Annotated in this window: 11 protein-coding genes; 6 read left to right on the plus strand and 5 right to left on the minus strand. The window is 68.2% G+C overall.

From position 1 onward, the window contains the following. Positions 1 to 122: 122 nt before the first annotated feature. Both ACH9D2_RS06920 and ACH9D2_RS06925 read left to right on the plus strand, forming a co-directional pair. The gene (locus ACH9D2_RS06920) at positions 123 to 1,355 is read left to right on the plus strand and encodes an IS256 family transposase (RefSeq protein ID WP_396362105.1); all 1,233 of its coding nucleotides are present in this window, start codon (positions 123 to 125) and stop codon (positions 1,353 to 1,355) included. 681 nt (positions 1,356 to 2,036) lie between these two features. Continuing rightward, positions 2,037 to 2,372: a hypothetical protein gene (locus ACH9D2_RS06925; RefSeq protein ID WP_396362106.1), complete on the plus strand. Its 336-nt coding sequence runs from the start codon at positions 2,037 to 2,039 to the stop codon at positions 2,370 to 2,372. Positions 2,373 to 2,515: 143 nt separating this feature from the next. On the opposite strand, the gene ACH9D2_RS06930 is transcribed toward ACH9D2_RS06925, so the two are convergent. From ACH9D2_RS06930 to ACH9D2_RS06940, 3 genes are all read right to left on the minus strand, one after another. Further along, positions 2,516 to 3,229, minus strand: a complete 714-nt coding sequence (locus ACH9D2_RS06930) for a TSUP family transporter (protein ID WP_396362107.1) — start codon at positions 3,227 to 3,229, stop codon at positions 2,516 to 2,518. Between the two features lie 191 nt (positions 3,230 to 3,420). Continuing rightward, a complete protein-coding gene (locus ACH9D2_RS06935) occupies positions 3,421 to 4,734 on the minus strand; it encodes an Nramp family divalent metal transporter (RefSeq protein WP_396362108.1) in 1,314 nt (437 codons plus the stop codon). A gap of 26 nt (positions 4,735 to 4,760) precedes the next feature. Then, positions 4,761 to 5,729 (minus strand): dihydrodipicolinate synthase family protein, encoded by a 969-nt coding sequence (locus tag ACH9D2_RS06940; protein WP_396362109.1) that lies wholly within the window; start codon positions 5,727 to 5,729, stop codon positions 4,761 to 4,763. A gap of 188 nt (positions 5,730 to 5,917) precedes the next feature. Here ACH9D2_RS06940 and ACH9D2_RS06945 point away from each other — a divergent pair, with 188 nt between their 5' ends. After that, the gene (locus ACH9D2_RS06945; RefSeq protein ID WP_396362110.1) at positions 5,918 to 6,952 is read left to right on the plus strand and encodes a substrate-binding domain-containing protein; all 1,035 of its coding nucleotides are present in this window, start codon (positions 5,918 to 5,920) and stop codon (positions 6,950 to 6,952) included. 204 nt (positions 6,953 to 7,156) lie between these two features. Further along, positions 7,157 to 7,363, plus strand: a complete 207-nt coding sequence (locus tag ACH9D2_RS06950; protein ID WP_396362111.1) for a tautomerase family protein — start codon at positions 7,157 to 7,159, stop codon at positions 7,361 to 7,363. Between the two features lie 82 nt (positions 7,364 to 7,445). On the opposite strand, the gene ACH9D2_RS06955 is transcribed toward ACH9D2_RS06950, so the two are convergent. Next, positions 7,446 to 8,324: a LysR substrate-binding domain-containing protein gene (locus ACH9D2_RS06955; protein WP_396362112.1), complete on the minus strand. Its 879-nt coding sequence runs from the start codon at positions 8,322 to 8,324 to the stop codon at positions 7,446 to 7,448. 119 nt (positions 8,325 to 8,443) lie between these two features. Between ACH9D2_RS06955 and ACH9D2_RS06960 the strand changes: the two genes are divergently transcribed. Further along, positions 8,444 to 9,367, plus strand: coding sequence for a CoA-transferase (locus ACH9D2_RS06960; protein ID WP_396362113.1), 924 nt, complete (start codon positions 8,444 to 8,446; stop codon positions 9,365 to 9,367). After that, positions 9,364 to 10,143: a CoA-transferase gene (locus ACH9D2_RS06965; protein WP_396362114.1), complete on the plus strand. Its 780-nt coding sequence runs from the start codon at positions 9,364 to 9,366 to the stop codon at positions 10,141 to 10,143. The genes ACH9D2_RS06960 and ACH9D2_RS06965 overlap by 4 nt, the downstream gene beginning before the upstream one ends. A 160-nt stretch (positions 10,144 to 10,303) precedes the next feature. Here the strand turns inward: ACH9D2_RS06965 and ACH9D2_RS06970 are convergent, their stop codons facing one another. Further along, the gene (locus ACH9D2_RS06970) at positions 10,304 to 11,623 is read right to left on the minus strand and encodes an IS256 family transposase (protein WP_396362115.1); all 1,320 of its coding nucleotides are present in this window, start codon (positions 11,621 to 11,623) and stop codon (positions 10,304 to 10,306) included. Between the last annotated feature and the right edge of the window lie 62 nt (positions 11,624 to 11,685).

An 11,685-nucleotide genomic window follows, 5' to 3' on the forward strand; every position in this document is an offset into this window, starting at 1 on the left:
GGTAGCGTCCCGCGGTTTGGTGTAGTTGTCCGAGCTTGAAGCGTTGCTCCGGTGACGTGAAGAGCCATCGTGCGAAGGTCAGTGAGTACGACCAAGTAACTCACGAGAGGACACTACGCACGATGGCCTTCAACCAGTCTGCCCTGCTTGACCTGCTGGGGGAACTCCAGCTAACCGACGTCTCGGACCGGATCCGCACCGCTACCGAGCGGCTCTACCAAGAACTCGTCGAGGCCGAGGCCACCGCGGTCATCGGCGCCGAACCGTTCCAGCGCAGCGATACCCGCTCTGCCCAGCGCAACGGCTCACGGCCCAAGACAATCACCACCACCGCCGGTGACCTGGCGCTGCGGATCCCGAAGCTACGACAGGGCTCGTTCTTCCCCTCCCTACTCGAGCGCCGCCGGCGGGTGGACCGAGCGCTGTTCGCCGTGGTCATGGAGGCCTACCTGCACGGGGTGTCGACGCGCAAGGTCGACGATCTGGTCAAGGCGCTCGGGGCTGAGACCGGCATCTCGAAGTCCGAGGTCTCACGCATCTGCAGCGAGCTCGACGCTGACATCGCGGTGTTCCGCGACCGGGCCCTGGACGCCACCGGCTACCCGTACGTGTTCCTGGACGCGACCTACTGCAAGGCCAGGGTCGGCGGGCGGGTTCTCTCCCAGGCGCTGGTGCTGGCCATCGGGGTGGCCGCCGACGGGCGGCGGGAGGTACTGGGCTTCGAGGTCGGTGACAGCGAGAACGAGGGGTTCTGGACGATGTTCCTCCGATCGCTGAAGACCCGAGGACTGGGCGGGGTGGCCCTGGTGATCTCCGATGCCCACGCCGGACTCAAGCGCGCCATCGGCACCGTCTTCCAGGGCGCGTGCTGGCAACGGTGCCGGGTGCACTTCATGCGCAACCTGCTGGCCGTGGTGCCCAAGGGCCAGCAGGAGATGGTGGCCTCCTTGGTGCGCACCGTTTTCGCCCAGCCCGACTCCGCCCACGTGGCCACCCAGTTCGCCGAGGTCACCCGGATGCTGGTCCGCTCCCATCCGCCGGCCGCAGCGCTGCTGGAAGACGCCCGCGAGGACGTACTGGCCTTCACTGCCTTCCCCGTCGCCCACTGGCGCAAGGTCTGGTCCACCAACCCGATCGAGCGGGTGAACAAGGAGATCAAGCGCCGTACCGACGTGGCCGGGATCTTCCCCAATTCCGCTGCCCTGTTGCGCCTGGCCGGGGCCGTGCTGATCGAGCAGCACGACGAATGGGAGGCCGGTGACCGGCGCTATCTCTCGCAGGCCTCCATGGCCGAGCTGACCATGATGACCGAGCAGATCCAGGAGGTGGGTGCCCCAGTCATCGACGCCGCTTAGACTACGACCAGCTGACCCGCACGGTGTCGAGAAACTCCACCAATCAGCGGGACGCTACCCCGACGATGCCCGCATAGGAACCCCTACAGCAACGTCGTTCCCGGGGCAGTGTCCGGTAGCCGGCCATATGTAAAGCAGGAGGGCCGAGCCGTTCCTGCCTCCGCCGGCCATGAACCACCGGCAATTGCTCGATCATCCCAAGGCGGAGATCCGGGACTGCCTCAGTGCGGCCCTGGAGACAGGCCCCGCAGCCTGGCACTGGCCATCTTGTCGCCTGGGTAGGTTCGTCCCTTCCTGAAACCTCGGTAGGGGTGTGACCAATCAGATAGCGATTTTGGAGGCGCCACTCTTCACCGTGGTGGTAGACAAGTTGAAGGAGAAACCACGTGCTGTCGGTGTGGTGGCGCTTGACGGATTCCCCGCCCCCGCCACTGACTCAACTGTTGGGTCCAGGACGCCCCCTCGTGCCCGTGCCGGTGCGGCTGGCTCCGCATGAGAAGCGTCGCCGTTCTCCCTGTTGTTCGTTACCCCTATTGGCCCGTGCCCGGAGGAGCTCCGTTGAGTGTGAAGCAGTCTTTGAACAACTACGGTCGGAGCCGAACGGACTCCCCGTCGGTCCGGGTCTTCGCCGATGTGGCGGGCACCCCGGGCACCCCTGCCCCGGGGTGGTGGAACCACCCGGTGGCGATCATGTTCGCCGCGGTGATCTGCGCGGCCCTGGTCTTCACCTTTCCTGGCCTGCCGGCGCTGTCGGGGCTGCTGGTCGTGGTGTCCGGAGTGGCTTTGGCGTCCCTGGCTGAAGTGAATCGTGGGCGGTGGTCCGTCAGTCGTGCCCGCGCCGTGGAGGAGTCGGTGTGGATCGCCGATCAGTGCGGGTACCAGGTGGAGGCCGTCGGTGAGGCCTTGCAGTGGAGGAACGCCGACCGGAGCATGGCCGCTCGGCTCGGCCACAATGGGAGTGGGTGGGACCTGTTCCTGCTCGACGCCGACGCCCCGGTTTTTGAGAACAATCACTGAAAAGTCGTACTTTCACCCCGTTCGCTGATGACCTTCGGGGGCCGGGCGGTATCGGTGTCCGTCCGTGGCCTGGTGGGAGCGTGCACCACAGGTCCCTGCCGGTGACCGAGATGTTCGGGGTGGAGCAGTGAACGTTCCGGGCCCTACAGGGACTGCCACAGCACCAGAGCCGCCCCCAGTGTGGAGGCTGACAGTGCCACGCGGCGTACTCGTTGCTGGTCCAGGTGCTTGTTGACCAGCCCGGACAGGGCGAACCCCAGGACCATCGCCGGGGTGAGGATCGCGGCGAGCTGCAGGATGCGCTGATCCAGGGCCCCGACCGCGGCGAGACCGACCAGGGACATGAGAGCTCCTACGAGGAAGAACGCGCTCATGGTGCCGCGCAGCTGTGCGGTGGAGGAGCCGTGCCACACCAGTGCCATGGGCGGGCCCCCGATGGCTGTGGCGGTCCCGAGCGCTCCGGATGCTGCCCCGGCGACGGCGACGGTGACCGGACGGGGCGCGGGGCGCCACCCGCAGACACTCAGCAGGACACCCGCCAGCACCGTGCCGGCCAGCGTCAACGCCAAACCGCGGGCAGGCAGAAGGGCCACCAGGGCAGCACCGATGACCGTGCCCGGGACTCTCCCGAGCAGGGCCCACCCTGCGCCGCGCAGATCGATGGCCGTGCGGTCTCGGAGCACGCCGAGCACGGTGAGGCCGGCGGCGAGCAGCACGATGGATCCCGGCAGCAGGGAGGGATCGACCAGGGCGATCGCCGGGGCCGCAAGCATGCCCAGTCCGAAGCCGATCGCCCCCTGCAGACAGGCCGCCGCGACGATGACCACGGCGATGATGACGAGCTCGACACCACTCATTGTGTGCACCTTCTCGCGGTTCGGGTCCGGTTGGCCGGGTCACCCCGGGTGGAACAAGATCATCATGGCGAACCGTGCGACACCGCGGCCTTGCACGGCGGTCGTCCCCAGCGGTGCGGAGTCGATGGCAGAGGGCGGGAACCACTGGTGTGGTTCCCGCCCTCTGCGTTCGTGCGGACTGGAGGTGCAGGTCAGCCGATCAGTGCGGTCAGGAGGCGGTAGCAGGTGGCCAGGATCGCGGCCAGCCCGAGCAGGCCCAGGACCGTCTGCCACCAGCGGTTGACGTGGATCCCCATGACCTCGCGACGGGTGGCCATGATCAGCAGCAGGATGCCCAGCAGCGGAGCGACGATCACGGTCAGGGCCTGGGCGGTGATGATGAGCTGGATCGGGGCGCCCTGGGAGATGAGCGTGACTGCCACCCCGAAGGCCAGCACCACGCAGATCATGGCCTTCACCCGGTGCCGGTCCAGCTTGTTGCCCCACCCGACGGCGTCCGAGAGCAGGGTGCCGCCGGCGGTGGCGTTGGCGATCATGGAGGAGAACGCCGCGCCGGTGAAGCCCAGGGCGAAGACGGTCGCGCCGATGGGCCCGGCCACCGGCTCCAGGACCTTGCCGAGGTCCGCCAGGGTGGCGGCGGTGCCGCCGGTAGCCTGCAGGGCCGTGGCGGCGGCCACGATGACCAGGATGGTCATGACGCCCGGGGCGACGATGCCGGGGATGGTGTCGGCCAGGGTGGTGGCCTTGTACTGGTCGGCGCGCAGTCCGCGCTCCCTCGAGGCGTAGCCGGTGTAGAAGGCGGCGTTGATGGAGAAGTTGGTGCCGACCAGGGCCACGACCAGCAGACCGGCCTCGGCGGGCAGGGAGGGAACGAACCCGTCGGCGACCTCGACCCAGTCGGGCTTCGTGAGCACCGCCGAGAGGGCGAACCCGACGGACATCAGGGCGATGAGCGCCAGCAGGCCGCGCTCGAAAATCTTGTAGTAGTTCGGTGCCCAGACCACTCCGGCCACCACCGCGGTGCAGACCAGGGTCCACACCGTCGGGGAGCCGCCGAAGAGGAAGGACAGTCCGAGTCCGGATCCGACCGCGTTGCCCACGGAGAACATCAAGGTGATCAGGAAGACTCCGATGCCGGCGGCCAGGCCGGTGACCTTTCCGAGGTGCTTCTTGATCATCTGGATCAGGGAGCGGTCGGAGGCGATGGCGATCCGCACGCTCATGTCGGTGAAACCCAGCATCAGGATGGTGGAGACGGCGATGACCCAGATCAGGTCGTAGCTGTGGAGGCTGCCGGCCTGGACTGCCGAGGTCAGGTTGCCCGGGCCGAACTGCCAGGCCCCGACGATGAACCCCGGGCCCATCAGGGCCAGGGCGCCCAGCAGCCGTGATCGGCGGGTGCGCGGTGCGCGGTCTCCGGTGTCGGGCATGGTCTCCCCGGTGCCGGCCACCGAGCCGGTGGCGTGGTGGGCGGACTTCTTGGATCGAGCAGTCGAATTAGTCATCGTCGTTCTCCACCGTCCTGGTTCGATCACACCACGCCGGTGGCCTGGAAGGCCTGGGTGGTCGTGTACTGGGCGTTGTCACCGATGAGACCGGCGGAGGTCAGGGCGGAGGAGATCTCCTCGCGCGCGCCTTCGGCCAGGGGCAGCAGCGGCGGGCGGACCACGGCGTTGGGCAGCACCCCGCGCTCGACCAGACCCATCTTCAGCGCCACGGTGCCCTCCATGTGGGAGCCGCGGTGGTAGACGGCCTTGGTGACCGGCAGCAGCTTGTCGTGCAGCGCCCGGGCGGCGGCGTAGTCCTTGGCCTTGCCCGCGGCGATGAGCTCAATCAGCGGCTCCGGGGCCAGTCCGCCGTAGCCGACCAGGGCGCCGTCGACGTCGAACATGGTGTGCAGCAGGTACTCGTCGTGGCAGGTGAGGATCTGCAGCTCCGGGTTCTCCTGGCGCAGCACGGGGATCTCGGTGTCCCAGCGGCGCATGTTGCGCACCCCGTTCTTGGTGGCGAACACTCCGGGCTGGGCGGCGATCTCGAGCTGGGTCTTCAGGCTGTAGGTGGCCTTGGTGGCATCGGGGTACTGGAAGAGGATCAGCGGCAGGTCGGACTCCTCGTGGATGATCCGGTAGCGCTCCTGCGGGGCGCCGTCCTGGTAGCCGAAGCGCAGCCAGCCGTGGGAGGGGTAGACCAAACCGGCCTTGGCCCCGGCCTCGGCGGCACGGGCGGCCTCGAGGCCGGCGACCTTGTCGCCCTCCCCGGTGATGCCGGCGATGATCGGGACGTCGCCGGCGGCGTCGACCATGGTGCGGATGACCTCGACCTGCTCCTCGGCGGTGAGGTAGGTGCCCTCCCCGGCGTGGCCCAGGCAGACCAGGCCCTTCACGCCGGGCACGGAGGCCAGCCAGCGGGTCAGGTTCGCCACGGCGTCGTGGTCGACCTCCATGTCGGCGGTGAACGGGGTGACGGGGGCGGGAGTGAGGCCGCGGAGATCGAGAGACATTTTGGGTTCCTCCTGTGTTGGGAACGTTTGCGGGAACGTTTTCAACTATGATGTGACTCATGACACCTGTCAACACCTCCGCCGAAACTTTCTGTGACCCAGCTCATGGGTCCGCACCGATCGCACCCCCCTCGGAGCCTGTCCGGCCAAGGGCTTTGGTATCGTCCGAGCCATGGATCAGGACGGGCATGACTGAGCAGGCGGCCCCGCGCACCGTGACGATCCGTGACGTGGCTCGGGTCGCCGGGGTGAGCATCTCCACGGTCTCGAGGGTGCTCGACGACCGCCGTCCGCCCTCGAAGTCTCCTTCGGCCGAACGTGTTCGGGCCGCCGCGGCCGAGCTGGGCTACCGGGCTGATGCCTACGCCTCCGGGTTGCGCCGCCAGCACACCGGCACCGTCGGGGTCCTAGTGCCGCGGCTGTCCGACACGGTGATGGCGATGTTCTTCGAAGAGGTCGCCCGGGCCTGTGCCCGCCAGGCCGGCTTCGCCATGGTCGCCACCACCGAGGACCGCCCCGAGGCCGAGAAAGCCACCGTGGAGACCCTGTTGCGCCAGCGCGTGGACGGACTGATCCTCACCACCGCCCGCCAGGAGGACCCCGTCGCGGCCCAGCTGCGGGCACAGGGGGTGCCGCACGTGCTGGCCCTGCGCACCGATCACATCAGCCCCTCGGCCACCGGCGACGACGAGCTCGGCGGCTACCTGGCCACCCGCCACCTGCTGGATCTGGGCCACCGCAACATCGCCCTGGTCGCCGGGCCCTCCTATGCCTCCACCGCCGTGGCCCGGCAGGCCGGCTACCGCCGCGCCATGACCGAGGCCGGCCTGACCAAGGTCGACCACCTCATCCACGAGTCGACCTTCGGGATGGACTCCGGGGAGACCGTCGCCCGGACCGTCCTGGCCGGCCCGGACCGGCCCACCGCGATCTTCGCCGTCAACGACAACACCGCCATCGGGGTGCTGGCCGCCGCCCAGGCCGCCGGGCTGTCGGTGCCCGAGGACCTGTCGGTGGTGGGCTACAACGACATCCCCGTCTCGGCCCGGCTGCCGGTGGCCCTGACCACCGTGCGGGTGCCCTTCGACCAGATCGCCGCCAACGCCGTGGAACTGCTCACCCAGCAGCGCACCGGCGCCCTCGGCGAGCCACGCCGGGTGGTCACCCCCACCCTCATCCCGCGCCAGTCCACCACCCGTCCCCCGGCCACGCCCGCGGGCTGAGGCCACATCCCGCCCCGTTGCCGGCAACACCGGAACAGGCCCTGGCTTCCCCCCCCCCTGCGGTGATGGCAGCCGCCAAGACCATCGGCGTGGTCCTTCACCGACGCCGGTCGGACCGGCCAGGCACAGGCACAGGCCTGCACTATGACCCACACCCACGACCCACTCCGTCGGCTCCGGCGGAGCTTACAGAACGGACATACCATGCCCATCGTCACCATCAACATGGTCGCCGGCCGCGACCGCGCCATGGTCCAGGACTGCCTGCGCGAGGTCGCCAAGACGGTCTCCCGCACCCTCGACGCCCCGCTGTCCTCGGTGCGGGTGCTGGTCAACGAGGTCGACCCAGAGCTGTGGACGGTCGGGACCACCCTCAAGAGCGAGGAACGCCCCACCGGCCCCACCCCCTGAGCCGGGCGAGGTGCTCGATGGGCACCCGCCAGGGAACACGAGAGCGTCCCAGCCGGTGTTCCTCCGCGACACGTACCAACGGTTACGAGGTTCCAGAGGTCATGGCGGTCACGGCGTGGTCCAGTCGCCGGGAGGGGTTTTTCTTCCGCCAGGCCACCGCAGATTCCAGGCTCGGCAGATCGTCCTGTTCGAAGGCCACGTAGCGCACCTCGGAGGACAGCACGTCGATGCCGGTGATCACGATCGAAATGCCCACACCGGCGCCCACCAGCATGAGGGTGGTGTAGGTGTCCGGGGTCTCCTTCACTACTCGGGGAGTGAAGCCGGCGGTGGCACACACCTCCTGGAGCAGCTGCAGCAGCGCCGACCCGCTGTAGCGGCGCGGGGTGACGAAGTCCATCGATTCCAGCTCTTCCACGCGCACCCTGGGCCGGTCGGCCAGAGGGTGATCCTTGGCCACCACCAGCAGCGGCTGATGCTGGGCCACGGCTCGTGTACCCAGGTCAGGGTGCTCGAAGGGCAGCATCACTTGCCCCAGGTCCACCTCCCCATCGAGGACCGCGTCGGCCACCAGCGAGGAACTCCCGTACCGCTTGACGTCCACATCCACCCCGGGTTGGGCCGTGATGACCGAACGCAACAACCCCGGGACCAGGGCCGTGCCCGTAGCCCCGGAATAGCCCAGGACCAGGCGCCCGGCACCACCGTGCTCGGCGTGACGGACCGTGTGCACGGCCCGATCCACCGCGGTCAGGATCTGCTCCGCCTCGGGCACCAAGGCCTCACCGGCCGGGGTCAGCCGCACCCCCCGGGGATGGCGTTCGAACAGCTGCACCCCCAGCTGCTTCTCGAGCTGATGGATCTGCTTGGTCAGCGGGGGCTGGGCGATGTGCAACCGGGCGGCCGCCCGGCCGAAATGCAGCTCATGGGAGAGCACCAGAAAGGACTGCAGCAGCCGCAACTCCATCGATGCCCCTCTCCCTCCGCGCACCGGGTATCCCCCCGATACCGACTGCGTATTGGATCCCCCGGCCGCCCCCGGACCACCATGGAAGACAGATCCTCCAGAAAGGCCATCCCATGACCCATTCCAAACTCATGACCCTGTCCGAGGCCATCGCCGCGTTCGTGCACGACGGCTGCTCGGTCTCCCTCGAAGGATTCACCCACATCATCCCCTACGCCGCCGCGCACGAGATCATCCGGCAGCAGAAGCGCAACCTCACCGTCTACCGGATGACCGCCGACATCGTCGTCGACCAGCTGATCGCCGGTGACTGCGTGGACGAGCTGGTCTCCTCCTTCATCGGCAACAGCTCCGTGGGCTCCCTGCACGAGCTGCGCCGTCGCATCGAAGGCAAGGGCCCGCGGCCGCTGCGCTACCGCGAGTACAGCCACGGCGGCATGATCGCCCGCTACCTCGCCGGCGCCTCCGGACTGCCGTTCTACCCCCTGCTCTCCTACGCCGGCTCGGACCTGCCGAAGATCAACGACGAGATCCGCGTGATCGAGTCCCCCTACGACGGCCAGAAGATCTACGTCGTGCCGCCGATCAACGCCGACGTCGCGATCGTCCACGCCCAGCGCGCCGACGCGAAGGGCAACGTGCAGATCTGGGGCCTGACCGGCATCCAGCAGGAAGTGGCCTACTCCGCCGAGAAGGTCATCGTCACCGTCGAAGAAATCGTCGAGGAGGAGGTCATCACCTCCGACCCCAACCGCACCCTGCTACCCAGCCACGTGGTGGACGCCGTCGTCGAGGTCCCCAAGGGCGCCCACCCCTCCTTCGTCCAGGGCTACTACGACCGCGACGGCGCCTTCTACCGACAGTGGAACGACATCAGCAAGGACCCCCAGACCCTCCAGCGCTGGCTCGACGAGTGGATCCACGAGCTCACCGACCACAGCGACTACGTGACCAAGCAAGGCCCCCAGTTCTGGGACCAGCTCGCCTCCCCCTACGTCCCCTCCCTCCCGGTCAACTACGGAAGCAGGAAGTCATGACCGACACCACCCCCGCCACCCAGATCTCCCCCTCCGAGCTGCTGGCCGTCGTCGCCTCCCGCGAGCTCGCCCAGGCCCGCACCGTCTTCGCCGGCATCGGCCTGCCCACCGTCGCCGTGTCCCTGGCCCACCTCACCTGCGCCCCGGACATCGAGATCATCTACGAGTCCGGAGTGTGCGGAGCCCACCCCGCCAGCCTGCCCGAGACGGTCGCCGACTCCGTGCTCATCACCGGCGCCGAGGCCGTGCTCGACATGACCGCCCTGTTCAACTACGTCCTGCAGCGCGGACACATCGACGTCGGCTTCCTCGGTGCGGCCCAGATCGACAAGTGGGGCAACCTCAACAGCTCCGTCATCGGCGACTGGACCCACCCCACAGTCCGCCTCCCCGGCTCCGGCGGAGCGGCCGAAGTCATGGCCAACTCCAAAGAGGTCTACGTGGTCATGCGCCGCCACGAAGCCCGCTCCCTGGTCGCAGAACTCGACTTCTGCACCTCCCCCGGACCCGACCGAGCCCTCGCCGCCGGCTTCGTCCCCCGAGGCCTGGGCGTCACCAAGGTCATCACCGAACTCGGCGTACTCAGCCGCACAGCCCCCGGCGAAGAACTCGTCCTCACCGGCGTGTACCCCGGCGTCGACCCCGCCGACGTCGTCGCCGCCACCGGTTGGGACCTGAAAGTCAGCGACCAGCTGACCGTCGTGCCCCACCCTTCCGACGTCGAACTGTCTCTCCTACGCGAGGAAGTGGACCCCACCCGGGTCTATCTCCGCTGAGACATCGACCCCCTTGCCACTGATGCTGCGATAGTCCCACGAAGGTTCCGGACGTCCACTGATCTCAAAAATCTCGACAACTTCGCGGACAAGAATCGAAGCAGATGCGAGAACTCCCGTGGGGACTGTCGCTCTAACGGTGTAAGAGGCGTTTCCATGGTTAGTGGTTCTCCGACGCCGGCATCCGGTCGGCGAAGGTGATGGCAAAGGCGTTCAGCGCCGGCTTCCAGCGTGTGATCCATCGTGTCTGCCCGGTGCCCTTGGGGTCCAGACTCCGCACGACCAGGTACAGCGTCTTCATCGCCGACTGCTCGTTGGGGAAGTGCCCCCGGGCCCGCACGGCCCGACGGAACCGGGCGTTGAGGGACTCGATCGCGTTGGTCGAACAGATGACCCGGCGGATCTCCACGTCGTAATCCAGGAAGGGCACGAACTCCGTCCACGCCCCGCGCCACAGCCGGCTGATCGCCGGGTACCGGGCGCCCCACTTGTCCTCCACCTCCTCCAGGGCGGCCTCCGCGGCGGCAGCGGTCGGGGCGGTGTAGACGGGCTTCAGGTCCTTGGCGAGCTCGTCCCAGTACTTCCGCGAGGCGTAGCGGAACGTGCCGCGGATCAGGTGGATGATGCACGTTTGGACGATCGCGGCCGGGAAGACCGCGTTGACGCTGTCGGGCAGGCCCTTGAGCCCGTCGCAGACCACGAAGAACACGTCCTTGACCCCGCGGGACTTCAGGTCGTTCAGGACCGCGTACCAGAACTTCGCGCTCTCCCCGTCGCCGTCCCCGGCCCACATCCCAAGGATGTCCTTGTGCCCGGCCAGGTCCACCCCGATCGCGGCGTACACGGGCCGGTTGCGGACCTGCCCGTCGCGGACCTTCACCATGATCGCGTCGATGAACACCGCCGCGTAGACCTGCTCCAGGGGCCGGGCCCACCAGGCGGTCATCTCCTCGATGACGCGGTCGGTGATCCTCGTGACGGTGTCCTTGGAGACCTCCGCGCCGTAGACCTCGCCCAGGTGGGCGCTGATTTCCCCGGTGGTCAGGCCCTTGGCCGAGAGCGAGAGAACGACCTGGTCCAGGTCCGACAGCCGCCGCTGGCGCTTCTTGACGATCACCGGCTCGAAGCTGGCTTCCCGGTCGCGGGGGACCTCGATCTCCACGGGGCCGGCGTTGTCGGTGATGACCGTCTTGGACCGTCGCCCGTTGCGCGAGTTGCCGCGGTTGCGGCCCCCGGGCTCGCCGTGCTCGTAGCCGAGGTGTTCGTTCATCTCCTCGTCCAAGGCGGCCTCGACGACCATCTTGGTCAGCTGCTTCAGCAACCCTCCCGGACCGGTCAACGCCGCCCCGTTCGCTCTAGCCTGGCGGACCAGCTCCCGGACGGTTTCCTGCTCCGCCGCAGACAGCTCCGGTGTCTCTTCCGGCTGCTCGCCGGGTGTCGGTGGGCTCACGTCCACCAGTGTCTCGATGTTCTCGCTCATGTCGACCCTCCAACCCCATTCGGGGCGATTGGGCCTCTTACACCGTTACTGCGATAGTCCCC

Origin of the sequence: Kocuria rhizosphaericola, assembly GCF_044462205.1 — a bacterium.
In the GTDB taxonomy this organism is placed as follows: domain Bacteria; phylum Actinomycetota; class Actinomycetes; order Actinomycetales; family Micrococcaceae; genus Kocuria; species Kocuria rhizosphaericola.

Coding starts and splice junctions, on each gene's coding strand:
- ACH9D2_RS06920 (WP_396362105.1), top strand. CDS start 123: ATGGCCTTCAACCAGTCTGCCCTGCTTGACCTGCTGGGGGAACTCCAG.
- ACH9D2_RS06930 (WP_396362107.1), bottom strand. CDS start 3,229: ATGAGTGGTGTCGAGCTCGTCATCATCGCCGTGGTCATCGTCGCGGCG.
- ACH9D2_RS06935 (WP_396362108.1), bottom strand. CDS start 4,734: ATGACTAATTCGACTGCTCGATCCAAGAAGTCCGCCCACCACGCCACC.
- ACH9D2_RS06940 (WP_396362109.1), bottom strand. CDS start 5,729: ATGTCTCTCGATCTCCGCGGCCTCACTCCCGCCCCCGTCACCCCGTTC.
- ACH9D2_RS06945 (WP_396362110.1), top strand. CDS start 5,918: ATGACTGAGCAGGCGGCCCCGCGCACCGTGACGATCCGTGACGTGGCT.
- ACH9D2_RS06950 (WP_396362111.1), top strand. CDS start 7,157: ATGCCCATCGTCACCATCAACATGGTCGCCGGCCGCGACCGCGCCATG.
- ACH9D2_RS06960 (WP_396362113.1), top strand. CDS start 8,444: ATGACCCATTCCAAACTCATGACCCTGTCCGAGGCCATCGCCGCGTTC.
- ACH9D2_RS06965 (WP_396362114.1), top strand. CDS start 9,364: ATGACCGACACCACCCCCGCCACCCAGATCTCCCCCTCCGAGCTGCTG.
- ACH9D2_RS06970 (WP_396362115.1), bottom strand. CDS start 11,623: ATGAGCGAGAACATCGAGACACTGGTGGACGTGAGCCCACCGACACCC.